The 20,720-nt window shown below is 70.1% G+C and carries 19 protein-coding genes; 1 reads left to right on the top strand and 18 read right to left on the bottom strand.

Going from position 1 to position 20,720, the window contains the following annotated elements; translation table 11 throughout:
• The first annotated feature begins 57 nt into the window (after positions 1-57).
• Positions 58-1,299, top strand: coding sequence for an IS110 family RNA-guided transposase (locus tag RNB18_RS30575; protein ID WP_311717557.1), 1,242 nt, complete (start codon positions 58-60; stop codon positions 1,297-1,299).
• A 3-nt stretch (positions 1,300-1,302) separates the two neighbouring features.
• Here the strand turns inward: RNB18_RS30575 and RNB18_RS30570 are convergent, their stop codons facing one another.
• From RNB18_RS30570 to RNB18_RS30485, 18 genes are all read right to left on the bottom strand, one after another.
• Positions 1,303-1,764 carry a pilus assembly protein TadG-related protein gene (locus RNB18_RS30570; RefSeq protein ID WP_311717361.1) on the bottom strand — a complete coding sequence of 154 codons (462 nt, stop codon included), beginning with the start codon at positions 1,762-1,764 and terminating at the stop codon, positions 1,303-1,305.
• Positions 1,764-2,225: a TadE/TadG family type IV pilus assembly protein gene (locus RNB18_RS30565; RefSeq protein WP_311717360.1), complete on the bottom strand. Its 462-nt coding sequence runs from the start codon at positions 2,223-2,225 to the stop codon at positions 1,764-1,766. The genes RNB18_RS30570 and RNB18_RS30565 overlap by 1 nt, the downstream gene beginning before the upstream one ends.
• A complete protein-coding gene (locus tag RNB18_RS30560) occupies positions 2,222-2,647 on the bottom strand; it encodes a TadE family protein (protein WP_311717359.1) in 426 nt (141 codons plus the stop codon). The genes RNB18_RS30565 and RNB18_RS30560 overlap by 4 nt, the downstream gene beginning before the upstream one ends.
• Positions 2,647-2,961 (bottom strand): hypothetical protein, encoded by a 315-nt coding sequence (locus RNB18_RS30555; RefSeq protein ID WP_311717567.1) that lies wholly within the window; start codon positions 2,959-2,961, stop codon positions 2,647-2,649. The genes RNB18_RS30560 and RNB18_RS30555 overlap by 1 nt, the downstream gene beginning before the upstream one ends.
• Before the next feature lie 39 nt (positions 2,962-3,000).
• Positions 3,001-3,885, bottom strand: coding sequence for a type II secretion system F family protein (locus tag RNB18_RS30550; protein WP_311717358.1), 885 nt, complete (start codon positions 3,883-3,885; stop codon positions 3,001-3,003).
• Positions 3,882-4,823, bottom strand: a complete 942-nt coding sequence (locus RNB18_RS30545; RefSeq protein ID WP_311717357.1) for a type II secretion system F family protein — start codon at positions 4,821-4,823, stop codon at positions 3,882-3,884. The genes RNB18_RS30550 and RNB18_RS30545 overlap by 4 nt, the downstream gene beginning before the upstream one ends.
• Positions 4,820-6,187 carry a CpaF family protein gene (locus tag RNB18_RS30540; RefSeq protein ID WP_311717356.1) on the bottom strand — a complete coding sequence of 456 codons (1,368 nt, stop codon included), beginning with the start codon at positions 6,185-6,187 and terminating at the stop codon, positions 4,820-4,822. Before RNB18_RS30540 ends, RNB18_RS30545 begins: the two co-directional genes overlap by 4 nt.
• 109 nt (positions 6,188-6,296) lie before the next feature.
• Entirely contained in the window at positions 6,297-7,124 is an 828-nt protein-coding gene (locus RNB18_RS30535; protein WP_311717355.1) for a hypothetical protein, read from the bottom strand.
• Positions 7,124-7,768: an SAF domain-containing protein gene (locus tag RNB18_RS30530; protein ID WP_311717556.1), complete on the bottom strand. Its 645-nt coding sequence runs from the start codon at positions 7,766-7,768 to the stop codon at positions 7,124-7,126. The genes RNB18_RS30535 and RNB18_RS30530 overlap by 1 nt, the downstream gene beginning before the upstream one ends.
• A gap of 71 nt (positions 7,769-7,839) precedes the next feature.
• The gene (locus RNB18_RS30525; RefSeq protein ID WP_311717353.1) at positions 7,840-8,715 is read right to left on the bottom strand and encodes an ATP/GTP-binding protein; all 876 of its coding nucleotides are present in this window, start codon (positions 8,713-8,715) and stop codon (positions 7,840-7,842) included.
• Positions 8,716-8,762: 47 nt separating this feature from the next.
• Entirely contained in the window at positions 8,763-9,374 is a 612-nt protein-coding gene (locus RNB18_RS30520; RefSeq protein ID WP_311717352.1) for a hypothetical protein, read from the bottom strand.
• 316 nt (positions 9,375-9,690) lie between these two features.
• The gene (locus RNB18_RS30515; RefSeq protein WP_311717351.1) at positions 9,691-12,321 is read right to left on the bottom strand and encodes an ATP/GTP-binding protein; all 2,631 of its coding nucleotides are present in this window, start codon (positions 12,319-12,321) and stop codon (positions 9,691-9,693) included.
• A complete protein-coding gene (locus RNB18_RS30510; protein ID WP_311717350.1) occupies positions 12,297-12,917 on the bottom strand; it encodes a hypothetical protein in 621 nt (206 codons plus the stop codon). The genes RNB18_RS30515 and RNB18_RS30510 overlap by 25 nt, the downstream gene beginning before the upstream one ends.
• Before the next feature lie 266 nt (positions 12,918-13,183).
• Entirely contained in the window at positions 13,184-14,335 is a 1,152-nt protein-coding gene (locus RNB18_RS30505; RefSeq protein ID WP_311717349.1) for a C40 family peptidase, read from the bottom strand.
• The gene (locus RNB18_RS30500; RefSeq protein ID WP_311717348.1) at positions 14,332-17,106 is read right to left on the bottom strand and encodes a hypothetical protein; all 2,775 of its coding nucleotides are present in this window, start codon (positions 17,104-17,106) and stop codon (positions 14,332-14,334) included. Before RNB18_RS30500 ends, RNB18_RS30505 begins: the two co-directional genes overlap by 4 nt.
• Positions 17,107-17,487: a hypothetical protein gene (locus tag RNB18_RS30495; RefSeq protein ID WP_311717347.1), complete on the bottom strand. Its 381-nt coding sequence runs from the start codon at positions 17,485-17,487 to the stop codon at positions 17,107-17,109.
• Complete coding sequence (locus RNB18_RS30490) at positions 17,484-20,162, bottom strand: ATP-binding protein (protein ID WP_311717346.1); 2,679 nt, start codon at positions 20,160-20,162, stop codon at positions 17,484-17,486. Before RNB18_RS30490 ends, RNB18_RS30495 begins: the two co-directional genes overlap by 4 nt.
• Complete coding sequence (locus tag RNB18_RS30485; protein ID WP_394817702.1) at positions 20,159-20,701, bottom strand: hypothetical protein; 543 nt, start codon at positions 20,699-20,701, stop codon at positions 20,159-20,161. The genes RNB18_RS30490 and RNB18_RS30485 overlap by 4 nt, the downstream gene beginning before the upstream one ends.
• Positions 20,702-20,720: the final 19 nt, after the last annotated feature.

Here is a 20,720-nt window from a genome sequence, read left to right as displayed (position 1 = left end):
GGAATTAGGGAGCCGCGTGACCCGCATGCGCTCGTGGCCAGCGCAGTTGCCAGAACGATGGGGAGGGGCACCTTGATCTACTGCGGAATCGACTGGGCTGAGCGCCATCACGATGTTGCTCTGGTCGACGACACCGGCCAGCTGCTCGCCAAGCGCCGCATCACTGATGACGCCGCTGGCTACCAACTCCTGCTGAACCTGCTCGCCGAGCACGGCGACACCGAAGCCGACCCCATTCCGGTGGCGATCGAGACGAGCCGCGGCCTGCTGGTGGCTGTGCTGCGCAGTGGCCAGCGCAAGGTCTTCGCGATCAACCCGATGGCTGCTGCCCGCTACCGCGACCGGCACGGCGTGAGCCGGAAGAAGTCCGATCCCGGCGACGCCTTGGTCCTGGCGAACATTCTGCGTACCGACATGGCGATGCACCGCCCCCTGCCCGCCGATACCGATCTGGCCCGCGCTATCGCCGTACTCGCCCGGGCCCAGCAGGATGCGACCTGGAACCGGCAACAGCTGGCCAATCAGCTTCGCTCCCTGCTCCGGGAGTACTACCCAGCCGCCCTGAACGCCTTCACCGCGTGGCAGAACGGTCTGTGCCGTCCCGAGGCCCGCGAGCTTCTGAAACTTGCTCCCACCTCCACTCAAGCCGCCCGACTGACGCGCGCCCAGCTCCGCTCGGCTCTTAAGCGTGCCGGTCGCACACGAGGCATTGAGGCCGAGGCCGACAGGCTTCGGGAAGTCTTCCGCGGCGACTACGCCCACCAGCCGACCCGAGTCGAGGAGGCGCTCGGCAAGCAGATGCTCGCTCTGATCAGGCAGTTGGACGCCGCTTGCGTAGCAACCGATGAGTTGGCCAAGGCCGTGGAAGAGGAGTTCGCGCAGCACCCGGATGCTGAGATCATCTGCAGCTTTCCCGGGCTCGGCGTCCAGCTCGGTGCCCGGGTGCTCGCCGAGGTCGGTGACGACCGCCGACGATTCACCGACGCCAGGGGCCTGAAGGCCTACGCGGGCTCTGCTCCGGTCACTAGATCTTCTGGGAAGAAGCACTACGTCGGGCGTCGCGTGGTCAAGAACGACCGTCTCAACCATGCCGGCTACCTGTGGGCTTTCTCCGCCATCAAGGCCTCCGAGGGCGCGGGCGCCCACTACCGCCGCCGACGTGCGCACGGAGACTGGCACGCGCAGGCCCAACGGCACCTGTTCAATCACATGCTCGGACAGCTCTACCACTGCCTTCAGACCCGCTCGTTGTTCGAAGAGCACCTGGCGTTTCCCTCCTCTCTAGCGGCTGCTGCTTGACGTCTAGTTCCGTGCGATGTCTTCAGGAGCAGTGACGCCATGCAGGAGGGTGGCTGTGCCGTGGCCGGTCACCGACAACGAGCCGATCCCGACCGCCGACAGGAACTTCGTGTCGTAGGAGCCGGTGACGCTGACGGTGAGGGTCTTGCCGTCGCCGGACACACTGACCGTTCCGGTGGCGCCGGCGGAGCCCAAGTAGGCCTGGGCGGCGGCCACTGCGTCCTGTGGATCCACGACGATTGCGGTTCCGTTGATGGCCTCTGTGGGATCGATGGCCTGCCCGCCCGCCCGGGCGGCTTCGCCGGCGAGGTAGTCGGCGCGTTCCGTGGCACGCATCTTGCTGCCGCCGTCGACGGCGATGCCGATGATCCCGATCAGCGCGATGACGCACACGGCGACGAAAACGGTGATGCCTCCGGCGTCGTCCCGCCGCCTTCGCCGTAGTCCTGAAGGACGGAAGTTCATCAGTCACCCCGCTGCCGGTACTGGTCCACGACCGAGGTGGCGGTCGACGTGAGCGTCTTCGCTCCGGGCACCCCGGGAAGCAGCAGATCGGAGAGCTTGACCGTGCAGGTCACGGTCGCGGTGACCGTCCCTACCTGTCCCACCGGTACGTTCAGACCGCCCGTGTTGATGTTGACGCTGGTGTTGGCGCACTTGATGCCCTGGTCGGTCAGGGACTCGGCGGCTGCCGCCTGTGCGGCGCCTAGCGCGGCCCCTGCTGTGCGGTGAATGGAGGCCTCCCGCGCCGCGTCCTCAGCGGCTGCGTCGATCTTCGCTCCGGAGGTGACGATGCGGCCCCCGGCAATCGCCATGCAGAGGAACATGATCAGCGCAGGGAGGATGATGGCAGCCTCGATCGCGGCGCTGCCCTCATCGCTGCGGAGCCTGCCAGCCCATCGGTCCGTGTATCGCACGTGGTTCACCCTCCCGGGACGGTCCAGCGCTCAACGGGGCCGGACGCCGACTGGGTGATCTGCAAGCCCGACAGGCCGGGAATCATCGACAGGGCCGTGCCGGAGACCTGAACCCGCACCCGCTGCCCGTCGCTGCTGGCAAAGACGCTGTAGCCGCGCAGGCTGTCGCCAGCGGTCCGGCCCAGGACCTCCCGGGCCCGGGTCGCACCGTCGGCCGGGTTCGACTCGTATGAGCGGGCCGCGGTGAGGCCCTCGCGGGCAGCGGTCAGGGCGATCTGCCGTGCATAGTACCACATGGAGGCCTGGATGACGGCCACGGTGGCGAGTAGCACGAAGGGAAAGATGATCGCCATCTGGATGGAGGTGTCACCACGGTCGTGGCGCCATCTTCGCCCCTGCCACCAGCTCTTCAGCTGCTCCGGAGCTGGCATCACAGGCCGTTGAGCTCGCCGTTGTACTTTGCGATCACTATGGCGATGGTCCCGGCGATCAGGACGGCACCGGTGACGGCGGCCACCCAGATGATGACGGTGGTGGTGCTGATGTCGCCGCGGTCCGGTCGGCGGGCGGCCTCCTCAAGGCCTTCCTGTACTCGGGTCGTCAGCCGGAGGACCGCACGATTCACGCGGGCTTGCGCGCCCTGGCGGCCACGGCCCGGCCAACGGGACACGGTGCGGAAGCCGGTGTGCGGGGTCGTGGTCGCCTGGAGCACCGCGCGGCGGGTGCGGGCTGCGGTGTGCTTCATGTTCCTTACCTCTCTGGGGCGTTGAATGAGGTGCTGGTCTCAGACGGTCAGCATGCGGATCACCGCGGGGAAAGCCATCAGCAGCATGACCAAGACGGCCAACAAGGCTCCAGGCGCGGTCATCTTCTCGCTGGCCGCGTTCGCCTCGGCGGCCTGATCGGCCAGCAGTTCGGCGTTGAGGGCTGCGGTGCGGGCCCGCAGCGCCTTGTAGACGGCGGCGCCGTCGGTCGCGCTGCCACGCATGATGTCGGCGACGTCGTCCAGGACGGGCAGGTGGTACTCATGGGCGAGCTGCGTGAGCGCCTCATAGGGCGGGATCTTCTCCAGCCGGGCCCGTCGCAGCGCGCCCTGCAGATACAAAAACGGCCAGCCCTCGCCGGCTTCGGCGGCCTTCTCCAGGGCCTCGGCAGGGCCGGCGTCGGCGGCCCGCTTGAGTGCGACCAGGTCGAGGTAGGCGGACAGGGCGTGCGCGAATTCCTCCCGTGCCCGCTTGGCTTGGTCCCGTACCGCGAGATCGGGGGTGATGAACAGCAGCCCCGCGATGAGGAGTCCGACGGCGGCGGGCACGTAGAACGGCAGGGAGACGCCCGCGATGATCCACGGAATCGTCGCGATCACCGGGCAGAGCAGGCCGAGACCAGCGAGCGCGGTCTTCTTCAGCATGAACTGGCCCGGTCCCTGCCCGAGGAGGGCCAGGTTGGTGGTGGGGATGCGGACGCCGGGCAGACGCTCGAGGCGGGCCAGCAGCCACCGGCCCCACTTCTCCTCGCGGTCCAGTTCCGGCTCGGGCATGGTCAACGTCGCTGGGGCGCTGCGCGCGAGAGCCGGTCCCAAGGCGGGCTGGGGGCGCAGGAGTTCCCGTACCAGCAGGGCGAGACCGGCACCGACCGTGCCGCCGGTCACCACGACGTGAAGCAGGTTCATGAGGTGGCTCCTTGCGGCTCACGGCCGGCGACCGGCTCCGCCGCAGGCGCGGGCAGGCGGACGGCGCTGGACGGGTCGGTGATCAGGAAGCGCGGGATGCGGCGGAAGGACCCCAGCTGCCGCATCAGGGCGAGCACCCCGATGAACCCGGCCGTCAGGAACGCCAGCACCAACTGTCCGAGCAGCGTGGAGTAGGGCTTGGTGTAGGAGGGCACGAAGAACCCGGCCACCACGATGCCCACGGTGATGACGGTCATCCACCGCACGGTGGTGCGGGGCTTGGCCCGGTCCGCCTCGATTGCGCGCTTCTTGGCGACCTCCTCGCGGACGGTGCCCGCCAGATCCTCCAGCGCCTGGGCCAGGCCCGGGCCGCGGTCGTTGACGGACAGGATGAGCGCGGCGACCACCTTGTCCGAGGTGACGTCGTCGAGTTCGTCGGCGAACGCGCGGAGCGCTCCGTCCGGGCGCCAGCCCAGACGCAGCCGGTCGGACAGGTTGACGATCTGCGGGGCGAGCTCCTCCGGTGCCCCCTGTCGGCTGGTGATCATCGCCTGTTCCAGGCCCATGCCCAGCCGGAGCAGGCCCGCCAGACGCTGGGTCCACACGCTGAGCGCCTCCAGCTGCCCGATGCGCTCCTGCGCCATCTGCGCTGGGGTGATCAGCCACGGCACACCGATGACGGCCGCGCCGAGCAGCGCCCCGCCCACGAAGTTCCCCGAGACCAGCCACACGGCGACGAAGACCGCGGCCGCCACGCCCACCAGGGTCCGGCGCCGCAGCCGGACGTCCACGCTCTGCTCCTTTCCTGCGCCCAGGACCTTTAAGCGCTGCCGTAGAGGAGCCCGGCGGGGCGCGGTGGTGCCAACGGCACCGGCTACCACGCCGATCAGCCCGCCGATGACGGCCATGCCGCACAGCAGCCCCCACAACAGGATCATCGGCGCACCTCCACCTTCAAGGGGAGCGGCGCCTGCCAGGCCCCGTAGGGCTGCTGCAGCAGGGTGGAGTCGAAGCCGACGCGGCGCAAGTCGTCGATGCAGCCGGGATCCATGCGCGGCACTGCCCGAAGGTCCCCGAATTCGGTGCCGGGGGAGAAGATGGTGTTCGTGGCTGGGCGGCCGTTCTCGCCGATCCCGGTGAGCTCCAGGACGTGGGAGACGTAGCGGTGGCGGCGGCCGCCGATCTGCGTCTCGTCGGTCATGTCGACGTAGACGATGAAGTCCAGGCCGTTGGCGGTCTGCCGGTAGGCGAGTTGCTCGGACAGGTTCTGCTGGGCGAGCGCGTACAGCTCGGCGATCCGGTCGAAGATGATGTCCGGGCGGCGGGCGTGGATCGTGCACAGGTTGCCGCCCGATCCGTTCGTCAACGCCTGCATCATCGCGACGACCTCGGGTCCGCGGACCTCGCCGACCACGATCCGTTCCAGCGACATTCGCAGTGCCGGGTGCATCAGGTCCAGGAGGGTCACCTCGCCGGCGCCGCGCCCGGTGACGTCCTTCTCCCCGTTGGACTCGCGGCCGATCAGGGAGACGACCTGGCGGTGGTAGCCGTTGGCGTGGGCGAACAGCTCATCCTCGGTCTGGATGGTGGCGAACCGGCACTCCGGGTCGAACTCCTTGAGCATCGCCCGCATCAAAGTGGTCTTTCCGGCCTTCTGTTTCCCCGCGATCATGATGTTCTTCTCTGCGCGCACGCACGCCCCGAGGAACTCGCGCAGGATCGGGTCGATCGTGCCCAGCCGTACGAGGTCGTCAAGATCGGCGTGGGAGACCCGGTGCCGGCGGATGACCGCATAGGTCATCGGACCCAGCCCGGTGATGGCCTGCAGACGGGAGCCGTCCTGCAAAGACAGCGCGAGGGTGGGGTTTGCCGTGGAGATGGTGCGCTCGTTGTGCCCGGAACCCCTCGCCAACTCCCTCATCAGCTCCAGCAGTTCCTCTTCAGACTCGGCGATCGGCCCCACCTTGCGGCGTTCGCCGTCGCCGTAGTCGAGCCACACCTCGTGCGGGCCCTGGATGATGATGTCCTCGACCCGGTCATCGTCCAGATACGGCTGCAACCTCCCGGCCCTGAAGAGCTGGTCGTAGACGGCGCGCCGCAGCGCCTCGTCCTCCTGCGGCGTCATGGCCTGGGCGTCCGACCACAGCGCCACCGCCTCGGCGATCCAGTTCAGGCAGCGCTGCTCCTCGCTGGCCAGGTCCATATCGGGCTTGGTCTTCAGTAGTTCCTCGCGCTGCTTGGCGACCTGGGAGGCGATGTCCCGGGCTACCTTGTAGTCGACGGTGACCTGAGGAACTGCCATGCCGAGCGTGTGCGTACTCGAGGCAGCACCGGCAGACGAGGGTGTGCCATTGCTGTGGGGCACCCACGTTGGAGGCGGTGGTGCCACGCTCGGGTCGGGATGCAGCGGCCTACCGTGCACGGCCCACCTCCCCGCCCGCGGTGCGCAGGCCCCGGGGATCGAGACGGGCCCGGCGCATGGCCGCCCGCTGCATCAGGGGAGTGCTGGCCATGCGGGCGGCCTTCATGAGCGGCGACCTGGTGAACTGGCGCGGCTGCTCGACGCCGTCGGACAGCACCCGGGCGTAATTCGGCGCGTACGGCAGCGTGGCCACCACCGGCACCTGCAGAACCCGCTGCACCTCGCCCGCCGGATACGGGCCCTCGTCAATCATCACGACACCGACGTCGCCGACGCGCTCTTCGAGCGTGCGCACCCTGCCCTCGGCCGCCTGCAGACAGCGCAGCGTGTTGCGGACCACGACGAACACGGCGTCGGCCTGCTCCGCCAGGACGCCGGACGGCCCGTACGCTCCGCGGCGGCCGAGATCGATCAGGACGTCGTGCTGGGTCTGGGCGTCGATGCCGCGGAACATCTGCGCCAGGATCTTCCAGACCGAGCCCAGGCTCGCCGTCTGCGCGGGGTCGGTGATGCCGGGCAGCAGCAGCCGGTCGCGCGGGGACTCCCTCTTGCCGTCCTCGCTGCTGAGGTCGATCAGCTGACGCCAGAAGGCGTCACTGAACTCGTTCTTGCGGGCGGCGACCGAGAGGTTGCGCAGACCGTACCGGTCGCCGAGTGAGCCCTGCAGCAGACCGTGCGGCACGGCTCCGCCGTCCGGGTCGCACTCTGCGAGGATCATCCGTCGGCCGGGGGCAAGGGGCCAGGACAGCAGCAGGGCCAGAGCGCTCGTGGTCACGCCGGGCGCGCCGCTGCACCCGGCGAGCGCGATCACCGCCATCAGGTGCCGTCCGGAGCAGCGAGGACCAGGCGCAGCCTGCCGGCGGACACCCACGCGGCGGCGGTCGGGCCGTCCTCCGTGGTGGTGGCGACGTCGACGACCACGGTCCCGGTGCCGGGAGCGGCGGTGGAGGCCTTCACCACCCGGCCGTCGATGGTCTCCGGCGGGGTGCTCGAGGGTTTGCCGCTGTCCGCCTGCCCCTGGGCCGGGACGTGGACCAGCTGCACCTTCTGGCCCGGTACAAGCGCCGTTGCCGGTAGCTGCTCGGGTTTGAGCCCGATCGGCACCAGTTGCTCGCCGGCCTTCACCAGCGAGCCCTTCGTCACCTGGGAGGGGGCTAGCAGAGAGCCGGGCTTGAGTTCGACCGCGGCACGCTTGCCCACGACCGAGCCCATGTCGGTGCCGTGCACCGCCTTGACGGACGGATCCAGGGCAAGGGAGGCCTTGCCCAGGTCGTCTTCGGTCACCACTTGGCCGACCTGGACGTCGCGGACGACGGTCACCACCTCGGTGCGGTTGCCGACCTGGAGCAGCAGGACGGCAACGCCGGCCCCTCCGGCGGCGATCAGCGCCAGGGACAGGGCGATGACACCTGGTCGGCGACGGCGGGCCGATACCCGCGGGGGCGCCACCGGACCGGCCATCTGACCCTGCGCGGTCACGTGCGGAGCCGTGCGCTCTTCCGTCTTGCTCAACGCTTCATCCTTCCGGTGCCTTACCTGACGACCTGAACTTCACCGATCGCTACTTGCATCTGCGACTGCTGGATCTGGGTGAGCTGGCCGGTCTGCCCGCCTCCGCCAGCAGTGACCTCCCAGTCGATCGCCCACGTTGAGGTCGCGGTCACCGGGTACTTGCTGCCCTGGGCGTCAGCCGACCCCTTGGTGTAGACGTGGCCGCAGGTCGGGGATTCCGCCATGCCGGCGGACGCCTGGTAGATCGTGCCCGGGCCCCGGCATGTCACCGTGGCACCGTCGCCCATCTGCCAGACGATCTGAGAGACCTTCGCCGTGGCCGTGACGTTCACTCCGCCGGCAGACGCCGACGCGGACTGCGGACCGTAAGTTGTCGCGCTCTGGTTGACCCACATCCACAGCGGCACGCCCACGGTGTATCGCCCGGCGGCCCGCGGGCTGGCGATGTCCGGACCGAGCAGTCTCATCTTCTTGACCGCCTGTTGCGCCAGTACCTCCGGGTCAACACCCGCGCCGCCGTTGGGCGGCTGGGCGAACCACTGGGAGTTCTTGTTCGGGTTGTCGGGGCAGTACGCGTCATATACCGCGCCATCCGCGGGGTCGTGGCCCTCCCATCGGGGATCGCCCGCTGGTGGCTGGGGATCGGCCTCCTGGAAGTAGCAATTGCTGCCGTTGACCCAGTAGCCGAAGCCCTTCAGGTAGCAGGGGACGTCCGTCTCGGCGTCCATGTTGCTGTCGTAGCACTTGGGCTTGCCGGTGCTGGCGTCTGAGGCCTGCTGGCCGTCACCTTCCTTGCCCGGCGTCGTGGTGGTGTCGTCCGCCACGACTCGGCAGAAGCCCTTCTCGTCACAGACGACCTTGCCGCCATCGGCATACGCGGTGACTTCTCCCGACACCAGGGCGACTAATGCGGCTAACACGGCGCCGACAAGGGCGCGGCGACTTAGCACTTCTTCTCCTTGTCCGCCTTCTCCTCAGTGACCAGCCACCGGGACCCTTGTTCTTGCAGTTGGACGGCGATGGTGTACCGCCTTATCTGCTCGGGCGGAGCGACGCTCTTGCCAGTCTTCTTGTCAATCGGCTCCCAGGTGTTCATGTCGAAACACACCTGCAGGGACGCACGTTGAGGCTTGCTAGCGGTGTCGAGTGTCACGTCGTCCTCGTCCGCTGTCACCTCGGGCTCCCCTTGGACGACGATGCCGTTCTGCAGGTTGACGAAGACCGCGTTCTTCACATCTCGCAGAGCCTTGCCAGTGGCGTACTTGGTGATGTTGCTGCTGGCGAGGGAAGACTTCGCGTAAGCCTTGACCTGCTCATCGGTCATGCCTTGGTAGGCGGCGATGACGGCCTTGCGGGCCTGCGCCTCGTCAGCGGATACGGTCTTCGTGGGAGCCGTACTGCTGGGGGCGGGCGATTGATCGCTCTCGTCCTTATCGCCGGAGGAACAGCCAGCAGCCGTGGCCATCGCCGCAAGGGCCACGAGTGCCGTCGACACCGTGCGCCGATTCCGGATGCGAACAACCGTGGTCATTGAGCTGTTGTGGTCGTGTGTCACGTGGTCTCCCCGTGCGGCGCGGTGTGACCTGACCGCTGTCTGAGCCGCCGGCGGACTCAGTCCAGCTCCGCGGCCTGGTCCAGCTGCGGTGATCCGTTTGCGTAGCGACAAGATTACGCATGAGCCAGTCAAATTCCCAGCGCGTAAATTGAATTCACCCGTACATCTCGGGACGTGCACGGCCACAATAGAAAGCGGATTTCGAGTTATTCGATCCGTCGCTTCTACCATCACTTCTGCTAACGACCCTGCTGCGGATTGCACGTTGAAAGGGCCGCGGAAGGGGGGCGTCCATTGAGGGTGGTCGCTGGGTGGGTCAGGTATAACGCTTCTCGGGCTTGCTCAGCTGGACGTCGGCCGTGGCGGCTGGGGCGCGTTCGGTGAGGAAGGCGCGGACGCGTTCCTGCTGTGCAGCGGCCCGGGCAAGGAGGTCGGTGAGCGGTTGTGCTTCGGCGGTGGCGCGGGCGGCCCGTTCCAGGGCATCGACCATGCGGGGACGGGCATAGTCGGCGAACACCTCGTCCAGGTGCGGGCCGGTGATCCGGACGGGGCCGACGCGGCGGCCGTTGACGGTGAGCGAGATGTAGTGCTCGTACCGGTCGAGGGTGGCCACCTCGCCGGGGGTGGGCTTGTCTCCCCACTCGGCGGTGATCGGGGCGATCGCGCTCTGGGATCCCGCCGTGGACGCGAGCGTGGAGGCGTTCTGCGTCAGCGACATCCGCACCGGGGCAGGCAGGCGGCCCAGGAGCTGGGTCATACCGTGCACGGTGGCCCGGTACTTGCGGAAGTCCTCGAACATCGACGCAATGGTCTCCGGGGCTGCACCGGTCAGGGTGATCAGCTCGTCGAAGTACAGCTTGAACAGGCGCCGTTGGTCCTCGGGGGTGTCCCGTCGCGAGCGCACTGCCCGCAGTAGGTCCCGGGCGAGCAACGCGGTCAGCAGCCGGTCGGTGGGGCCGTTGCCGCCCGGACACACCCACACGATCATCCCTTGGTCCATGGCTGCCCGGCTGTTGTAGACGCCGATCGGCTGACCGAGGAAGGCGCGGGTGACCGGGTGGGCTGCGAGCCGGGCGAGCGGATTGAGGACCACGGCGAACGCGTCCGAGAGGAACGTCGGGAACACCTTCCGCCACCACTGCCGGGTCTCCTCGTCCAGCCGGTCCGCCACGGCGGCCAGTGCCGCGCCCCGGAATTCGTCATCGGAGATCAGGGCCCGGATGTGGAAGAGGGTGGCCTGGTCTTCGCTCCGGCGCGCCTGGCAGGCGGCCTGGTTGACGGCCACCAGCACGGCCACGCACGAGGTGAGGATGGTCAGTGCCCGCGGTGCGGTTGCATCGTCCCAGCCCAGGACGGCGGCGAACGCGTCGGTGACGGCCTCCACCACCTCGTGCGGGGCCTGCCCGTGGTGCATGGCGATCGGGTTCCACGAGCTCAACATCGGAGACGGCCCCGCGGTGCTGAGATCAATCAGCGCGATCCTTTCCATCAGGTGGTCGTGGGCGAGGAACGTGGCGGCGCGCGCCCAGGAGTCACGGTGCGGGTCGACGAACATCAACCCGCCGCCGCTGTGGGCCCAGGCGATCGCCTGCGCGAGGGCGCGTTCCGTCTTTCCGCCGCCGGCCTTGCCCACCCCGCACTCGAAGAGCGTTTCCGCCGTATGGGTGGCGACCAGACGCTTCCGGCCGTCGCTCTCCCGGTAGATGCCCTGGAACAGCAGGTCGGGATTTCCGTGTTCGAACGTCGGCAGGTCACCGGCGAGCAGGGGAAGCCGGCAAAATATGGTGGGTGGCTTGAGCAGCCCGACCAGTTCATCCAGCCGGACCCAATTCGCGCGGGGCGGCTGGCACTGGCCCAGCTGCCAGCGGCGCTCGAAGCCGCGCCGGGTGGGCCATTGATCGGCACCCACCCGCCACGGCCCCAACCGCCAGCCGCGCATCGACCACCGCGAACTGCCCCCGAAGATGTCGAAGGCGGCCTGAAGCTGCGCCAGGCGGGCCTCGGCGCGCCCGCCGGTGTTGGATGCGCACATCACCAGCAGCTGCACCCGGACGAGGTGGTCGTCGTCGGCGAGCTTGCCGAGCGCCTCGCCCGGATCCACCCGGCGCGGCACGGGGGGCATCACCAGCCGCCGCCCCCCGGATCCGTCCTTGCCGGTGACCAACGCCTGCAGATTCCACAGCAGTGAGTCCTCGATCCCGGTGGCGTCCTGGCGCACCCACCGGCCCACGCGCTGGGTGTCCCGGCGCTCCCGGCGGCGCGCGGCGCTCATGAGCTGCAGACGGCGGGCGCGCAAGGCCCACTTGGGGGCGCGCTGGATGTCGAGGCGGACCTCGGCGAGGTCACCGAGCTCGGCGCGCAGGTCGGACACGGCGTCGACCAGAGGCTGGAGCGGGTCGGGATCCAGCGGCACCTCCCGCAACGGTGCGGTGAGCTTGCCGCGCAGGATGAACTCCGCCCGCACCACGTGCTCGCGCGGCTTGTCCGCAATCGGTTGGGCCCGCTCGACCGTGACGTTCGGCCCGAACGGGGTGATGGACAGCAGCCGCTGCGCACCCGCGGGACCTTCGACTCGGTAGCGCAGCGCACTGGAGCCGTCCGCGCGGAGCCTGATCTGCACCGTCTTCGACCGGCGCGGCGCCCACCACGGCATGCTCGTCGAGGCACGCGCCAACTGCACCCCGCGGCGGAAGATCTCCTCCAGGCCGGGGTCGAAGTGCCGGCTGGGCGTGAGCTCCAGGGCCATCCGCTCGGCACTGGCGCGCCTGGCCAGGCGCCGTACCACCATCTCGCCCGCCCCCCAACACACGCAGACGGCCAGGACCAGGAAGTACCAGTGGCTATACAGCCAGTCGACGGCTCCGACGAGCCAGGCGGTCGCGCCAAGGACCTGACCGGAAGCGTTCTGGGGAGCCGGGTTCGTCAGGTGCGGGACTGCGGAGTCCACGTGCCTGCTCCTTTCGTCGTGGTGCGGGTGAAGAACCAGTCGGTGATGCGCAGGTCGGTGAAGGTGCCGCTGCGGTCCATGCCCGCCCACACCAGATGGACCACCGCCTTGTCCGGGCTGCCGTCGCGGCGGGCGATCGCGGCCTGGATGCGGAAACGGCCGGTGGCGAAGGCCGGGGCCAGCGCCTGGCCCGAGCCGGAGAAGAGGTGCGGCCACGGCGCACGGCCGACACCGGTGGCGTCCGCGCGCAGCAGCGCGCGCCCGGTTGCGAGCAACTCCCGCTCGTCGGCGGCGGGAAGGTCGGCGGGCCACGCTGACTCCAGTGCCTCCTGGATGGCCCGGTCGCCGGCGATGCCCTCACCGTGCGGCGGGAGAGCAGGCGCGGGGGCCGACCGTGCCGGTGTGGCCAAGCGCGTGGAAGCAGCCGGGTTGACGGTCGGCCGGCCGCCCGCAGGCGCAGAGGCTGCCGTGGTCCGAGCGGACGTGGCGGGTGGAGTGGTGGCCATCGACGGCGCCGTGAGCGCCGGTGGCGCCGGCCTGTGCGGCACAGCCAGCAGGGCGATGCCCAGGAGGGCGAGGGTGAGGGTGCTCAGCATGAGCAGCCGCGGCGAGGTCGGGGGTCGGGCTGCCGCCTGGCTCCCCTTCCGCCGACGCTCGTCCGGCCCGCGGCTCCGGCGTACCTCCCCGATACGTCGCCGCTCCCTGGCCCGGCGCCGTCCGCTCTCTCGGGGAGAACGGGCATCTTGCCCATCGGGCCTGGTCGTTGGGATGCGCGGCCTGCGGTTTCCCGCAGGCACCGACGTGAGCCCGGTCCCCTCACGTGAGAGCGGCAGGTCCGCGGTACGGTCATACACAGGCGTGGTCACAGCAGCCGTTCCCCTCCCGCGTAGCCGGACATGGCGCTGACGGCGTCGAGGCGCACGACGGTCCCCGGGCGCGGCGCGTTGATCATTTTCCCGCTGCCCACGTAGATCCCGACGTGGTAGATCGTCGCGTCGTATCCGGGAGCGGTGGCGTAGAAGATGAGGTCGCCGGGCTTGAGCGCACCCGTGCCGAGAGAGGCGGGGATGCGCCGGCCGACGCCGGCCTGGGAGGCCGCCGTGCGCGGCAGGCTGATCCCGGCCTTCGCGTAGGCATACACGGTCAAGCCCGAGCAGTCGAGGCCCTTGATGTTCGTGCCGCTCTTTCCGCTGGGGGTGCAGCAGATTCCGTAGGACTTGCCGCTGGCGTTGCCGCCGCCCCACGAATAGGGGACACCGCGCTGGGAGAGTGCGGCGTCGATGACGGTGCGGATGGTCCCGGTCACGTTCTTCAGGTCCGGGTCGGAGGCGGCCGCCGTGTACTGGTCGATCCAGCCCAGCACGTTGTCCGTGTACGCCGCCGACTGGTTGTACTGCCAGATCGCGGCCTTCAGCTGCGTCCTCTTCGTCAGATCGCGGCCGTCGCCGCACAGGTAGATCGCGGCGCCGAGCGCGGCGTCATCGGCGTTGTGAGGGTCGGCGATGCCGTCGCCGCCTGCGTCCTTGCCCACCGAGGACCAGGTGGAGGGCAAGAACTGGAACGGCCCCACCGCGCGCTCGCCCCGGGACGTGCCATCCCACCTCCCGCCGTCCGTGTCCCGGACGGCGGTGGTATTGCCGCCCTGGCCAGAGCCGTTGAGGAGGACCCCATAGATCTTCGGGGTGATGTCGCCGCCTGCGGCGATGGTGCGGCCGATGGCGTGATTGGACTCGACCTTCGCGATCCCGGCGAGGACAGGCCAGCGCATGCCCCGGCACGCGGGTACGTAATGTGCGGCCAACTGCACGGCCTTCTTGTAGGCGGCCAGCATCCGCGGCGGGATGTCCGCGGCGCTGCCGCCCTCGGCGATCCCGCCGTCCTCCTGCGCACCCGTCCTGAGCGCGACGTATGCGCTGATCGCGCTGCTGACCGGCGCGGCACAGCACACGGCGGCCAGCAGCAACAGCACCACCACGCACCCCCACCGGCCGAGCCGGCGCCGGGACGCGCTCACTCCTCCTCACCGCCCTCGTTGGCCCACCGCTGTCGCATCTGCCGCAAGGCCTCGGCCTGGCGCCGGCGTTCTGCATCTGCTGCGTCCCGCATAACCTCCCGCCCCCGGTCAGGCCCATCTCCACGGCCGGGGCCACTGGTTGCTCCGCCTGCGGAAGACAACGTCCTGGGCCCGCCCGTCGCCGGGGGCGGCCGCAGGGGCGAGCCGCCTTCGAACCGCGCTGGGGGCTCCGGCGTAGCCGGCCCGGTGCGGTCGGGGGAGGTGGAGGACCTGCTCGGCGGCGAAGCCGGGGCCGGACGGGCCGGCAGACGACGACTGGTGAAGGGGCCCATCCCGCCGCTGTCACCGTTGTCCCGGTTGGCGCGGGCCACCTGACGGCCCGTCTCGGCCCACACCCGGCCGTCCTCGCGGACAGTGTTGCCCCACACCCGTACCTGCTGGCGGGCGTCGAACGCGTAGCGCGAGCCTGCGACCTTGGCCCGGCGGGCATCGGCGGGCAGGCCAAGGGTTGTTCCATACGCCGTGCGCCCCCCGCGGTTGAGGATGCGGTAGCCGCGGAAGCGGACCAGACGGTTGTGGGCGCGGGTGGACAGCAGGGTGCGGTCGCTGTGCTGGTCGTGCAGTACCTGGCCGGAGTCCCGGTCGACGACCTGGCCGTCTTCGTCGCGGTAGCGGTCGGGGGGCCCACCGGGCCGGCGCGGCCCCGTCCCGCCCGAGCCGGGCCCGCCGCCCACGGGGCCGCCCGAGCCGGACCCGCCCGTGTCCGGGTCACCGTCGGCGGTGGCCTTGCGCCACTTGGCCAGCTGTTCCGCCTCTGGCCGTCTGCCGATCAGCAGCCAGTGCGCGCCCTTGGAGCCGAGTCGCCCGCCCAGCCCGCCCGCGACTGCGGCTGCGGTGAGCGGGGCGAGTCCCCGCCCGGCTTCAGCGGTGGCATCGGCGAGCATGCGACCGGTGTCCACCGGCATGCCCGATCCGTCGAACAGGGAGGTGAGCGCCCCCATGAGCCGCTGGCGGGTGCCGAGCATCCCGAACCGGCCCCCGCCGCCGGTGAAGGCCCGCAGCCCGCCGCCGTAACCGCCCCATCCCATCGGTGAGTTCATGGCGAGGGCGGCGCCGAGCTCGGAGGTGTCGCCGGGCAGGTGGGTGCCGCCGACCTTGGCGTAGCGCATCCGCATCGCCATCCGCCGGCCGAAGGAGGCGAGCCCGGTCAGCAGGCGGCGGTGCCCCGACGCACCGGCGATCGCCAGCACGTCGATCAGCAGGATCCGTTCCACCATCAGGTCGGGCCCGTTGGTGATGGTGGCGTCAACGGCGATGCCGAAGAACGGCACGAACGCGCAGATCCCGACCATAGTCATGATCGCGATGCCCCAGATCGACAGCCACTTCCACACCGACTGGCGGGCGGGGCCGGGCAGCATGCCCGCGACGAAGGTGACGCCCCCGCCCGCCGCCGCCGCGGCGCACACGCCCTGGGTGCCGAGCAGGACGATCGCGCTGGACAGGAGCATGCCGCAGATGAACAGGGCGGCGATCAGCAACAGGAAGGCGCCGCCGACCCGCCACCAGGTGGGTTCCTCTGCGTAGGCGGCGCACGCCTTGCCGACGTCTCCGGCCTTCTTCATGTCGGCCAGGAACGCGGCGAACTCCTGATCCTCTTCGGACACCACCGGGCTGGCGGAGTCCAGCAGTTCACCCCCCGGGGTCAGCTCGGGCAGCGAGCCGGTGAGATCCCGGGCGGTTTTGTCCTCCTCGCAGACCTTCTTGGCCTGGCCGTCGAGCAGCGAGCAGGCGTCATGCGCCTTCTTCTGCGCCTGGTTCTGCTCCTCGCAGTACTTCCGCGCCGGCGGGGCGATCAGAGAACAGTCCGCACCCCCGTCCCCGTCGTCGCCGGTGGATGCCTTGTATCCGCCGGAAACCCATTTCAGATGAACGGCGTAGGCCTTGCGGTCGGACTTCTTGGCGGGGTCGAGGACGCGCCCGTATTCGAGCAGCATGAACGGCTTGACGATCAGCGCGTTGGTGATCGAATCCTGCAGGGGGCGGGCCACGTCCGCCGCGGAGACGGGCGCTTCCTCTTCACGTTCCAGGCATTTGATCTCGGCGTTGCCGGCCATGCCCGCGCATGGGTCGGTGCTGGCGATTTTGCCGCCCCAGTCGTAGGAGTTGACGCTCTCCTGGGCGACCTCGGCGGCGACCTGCTGGGTCTGTCCCAGCGGCCCGTCCTGGGTGAGCAGGTAGTCGGGGCGGACGAAGGTGGAGGCGGCGAACGCCGCGATCAGCAGGGTCAGGAAGATCTCGCCGAGACCGCGGCTGACCCGGCCGCGCACGATCATGAACCCGGCAAAGACGAACGCCCAGGCGAGCAGGAGCCCCTTGATGCCGAGGGTGTCGACGACCACGTTGTTGTAGGCGTCGGCGACCTTCTGCGCCGGGGCGGTGAGGATCTTCAGCAGCGGGAACCGGAGTGCGACCTCGATGGACCAGCCGGCCAGTCCGACCAGGAGCCGGATGAGCGTGAACAGGCCGGCCAGCATGAAGGCGAGGAATTGCGTCTTGAAGCTGACGATGGAGCCCCCGTCCGCGCCCAGCTCGTAGCCGTTGATCGGCAGCCCCTCGGAGGAGGAGATGTTCAGCGGCGCCAGAAGGTCACCGGTCTCGCTGCTGCTGCTCGCCGCGTACACGACCTGGCTGTTGACCAGAACGAACACGACGGAGAGAAGGACGACGACACCGGCCGAGCGGAGCGTGCCGGGCTCTGGGCGCCACATTCAGCGCCGCCCGTGTCCGGCAGCGCCCCGGCGCCGCCACACAACGAAGGCCGCCAGTCCCGACGCGGCCGGAATCAGCATCCATGCCGCACCGGCGCCCTCGTGGGGGGCCTCGCCGACAGCGGAGGACGTGGAGTGCTGGCCGCGCGCGCAGTACTCCTTGGCCGGGCCCACGATCAGATCACACGGATTGCGGTGCGCCGATTCAGCGTGAGTCTGGTCGGCGGCGAAGGCCTGCCCGGTCCGCGGCCACCACGACTCCGGCACGCCCGCCCCCATGACCAGCGCGAACAAAACGGCCGGGAGGACGATCACGATCAGCGTGCTCGCCGCGCAGACGATGCGCCGACTGCGGGATGAGCTGAAAGACGACGTGGTCATGCGAAGTACACCTTCTGTCGGCCTGTATCGGCGCCGTCGGCTGCTTGCCTGGTGCTCGCGCTCGTACGTCGGCCCGGCGTGGTGGCGATTGACGTGGAGATCCGCTCGATGCGCGGGATCACGGCCTTGATGCGACCGGTGTTCTGCCGCGGACAGGCCAGCAGGAACTCCCCTTCGCGGCCGCGCTGCCCGACGGGGGACAGGCCGGTGGTAACCAGCCGCAGCAGCTCGCCGTCGTTCGGGTCGAGCCCGACGAACTCCAGGCCGCGGCGGGCGCGTTCGCGGTCGGCCGTGCGGGCGAGCGCACGGTAGGCCATCAGCCCGCGGTCGGGGCCGAGTTCTTCGGCGTCGTGACTGGCGGCGAGCAGGCCGGCGCCGTGTTTGCGGCCGTCGTGGAGGATCTCGTGGATCAGCGCGGTGCCCTCGGCTGAGGAGGTGAGCCAGTACAGCTCGTCCGCGACCACCGCGGTGAACCGCTCGGGGTCCTCGAACGCGGTCTGCCGGGCGAGTGCCGCGATCAGGTAGAGCACGGCCCGCCCGATCAGGGCCTCCAGTGGCTGCTGGTGCAGGACCTCCGGGTTGGCGAAGGCCGCCTTGGGTGGCAGCTTCAGGCCCGCGGTCGTGATCACGATCATGTCGGAGGTGCTGGAGGCGTCGAGGCGCACCGGCGGCAAGCTGGGGTCGAAGACCATCCGGGCCAGGGAGTTGGTGGCCACCACACGGACGAGGCCGGCGAGAGTAGCGGCCGCGTCCTGCCGCTTGCCCACCTCCGACGTGGCCATCTCCTCCAGGACCTGCAGCACGCGGCTCATGGACGGCTGGTCGCTGTCGGCGGCCTTCTCGACGGCGTGGTGCAGGACCTCGCCGCCTGTGCTCATCGGGCCGATGCCGAGCTGCAGGGTCAGGTAGGACAGGGCGTAGTGGCGGCCCTCGGGCCCGTCGAACATGCGCAGCGGGTCGATGGACACCTCGGCCTGGGCGGCGTCGATGATCTGAACGCGTCCCTTGGCGGCGGTGCGGGCGAAGGCCGCCCACTCGCGTACGGGGGTGCGGTCGATGCAGATCGCGCAGCCGCCGCGCGCCCACACCGCTTCCGCGATCAGCTTCTGCATCACCGACTTGCCCGCACCGAGATCGCCGACGATGCCCATCGAAGCGGACGCGTCGACCTTGGGCGCATCCGCCACGTTGATCATGACGGGACGGGTGGTGCCGCAGTCCAGGTCGATGCCGAGGAACATGCCGTTGGGGTCACCGACCTCACCGATGCTGAAGGCACCGCCCAACGCCCAGTCCTCGGAGACCTGGTGCTGCGTGAACTCCCGCACGACGCCTGGCCTGGCGGTGCCCGGCAGGCCGAGCAGGAACAGTGCCTCCTGCAGGCCGGCTGGGCGTATGGCCCGGTAGTCGGCGCCGCCGAGCAGCGAGGCCAGGGCCCGGGCCCGCGCGTCACAGATCGCGGCGGTCGGCCCCCACACCGTGAGGACGGTCACGGACTGCACCTCGACTTCGACCGACGTGCGCGACAGGCGGGCGTCCAGCTCGCCCAGGTCGCGGGCGGCGTCCGTGAGTGAGGAGGGCATGCCGGTCGGCCGGGCGTCGTACTGGTCGGCCTGGTCGACGAGTTCGTTGCGCTTGCGCCGCACCTGGTCCCGGGCCTTCTCTGCGGGTACGAGGGTGAGGTCGACGGTGTAGTCGACGGGGAAAGCGAGCGTTTCCAGCTGCGCGAACAGGTCGGCGGCATCCTGGCTGACGGCGGGCGGGCACTCGGCCAGTGCCAACTGCGCCTGGTAGCCGGTGCCGGCGTCGGACTCGATCTGCAGCCACCGCCTGCGCAGCGGCGACGCCGTCTTCACCCGCCACCACGCCTTGCGTCCGGAGCGGGTGAGTTGGTCGGCGCTCCCCAGCTCGTCGACGTCGTCCAGGTCCAGGTCGATGCCGCCCTCCTGCAGTCGGACCTGCCCGAGATCGGCGTAGCTGGGGGAGTGCAGCACCCCTTCGCGTACCTGCCCGCCGTACAGCTCACTGCTCTCGGCCTCGGCCAGCAGCGGCTCGTCCAGCCCGCGGTGCAGCGCGTGCTGGATCATCCACACGATCTCCGCCGGGCGGGCGGGCCGGAACGCGGCGCCACCGGCGAGCGCGGCCTCCACCCGCAAGGCCTGCTCCTGGTAGGCGGTCACTTCCCGCCGCGCCACCGGCGCCGGCCGCAGGCCCAGCGCCGGGGCGATCTCCGCCCACAGCGCACCGAACTGAGTGGTCATCTGCAGGCCGGTGCCCTCGGACTGGAGCGGGACGGCCAGCCACAGGGTGCGGCGGTGCATCTCCTGCCCGTCCAGCAGATCAAGGGTGGCCTCGACGTTCTCCACCCACGGGTGGGTCTGGCCCGGCGGGGTGTCGGAGGGCTCGATGCCCTCGATCATGCGCAGCGCGACTTCCCCCGGATCAAGGCGGGCGCACAGGCCGAACAGCCTCGGCGCCCCCGTCAGGGACCGCACCAGATGCGTGATCTTGGCGAGCTGCTCTTCCCGTACGGCGGCCGGAACGTACGTGCCCTGCACCGTCTCCTCGTGGCGGCCCTGCTCGTCCGGGCCCGGGTGCAGCCGGTAGACGGCCCATACGCTGCCGTGCGTCGACCACACCAGGTGCCCGGCGATGTGACGGATCGGCACCCTCACCGCACACCCCCCTGTTCGGCGAGCGCGAGCAGCTGCTGCACACCCGACACCGGCCCCACCGGCTGGGCGGCGACGGACGCCGGGCGACCGCCCGGATCCGACGGCTTCGGCTTCTGGCGTGGCGTATGGACGGCGGCGGGACGACGCGGCTGCGGAGCCGACGTGCTCGGCGCTGCAGGGGCGTTGCTCTCGATGACGAAACCCCCGGTGTAGGGGCGGGCGGCATGGTCGCGGGCCGCGCGGCCACCGATCCGCCCCCCGCGCGGCTGCCAGAGCAGCAACAGCCAGCCCAGGGCGGCCGGGAAGGGGGCACGCCCCTTGATCTTCGGACGTCGCACCGCCCATATGCCCAGCAGCCAGGCAGCGGGCGGGATGGGCCCCATCCACGACCACAAGGGGATCGTCTTGACCAGAACGAAGCCGCCGGCGACGGCGAGGAGGATCTGCGCGGGCGTGAACGGCCCGAGCGGGATGCGCCAGTCGGCGACCTTGCCCAGCACCCACGGGTGGCGGCGGGCAGCGGTGTAGAAGCGGCTCATCCGCACGGAGGCTGTGGTG

Source organism: Streptomyces doebereineriae (genome assembly GCF_031845645.1).
Taxonomy (GTDB): domain Bacteria; phylum Actinomycetota; class Actinomycetes; order Streptomycetales; family Streptomycetaceae; genus Streptomyces; species Streptomyces canus.
Note: the sequence above shows the minus strand (reverse complement) of the source record. Positions and strands in the feature narration are given on the sequence as shown.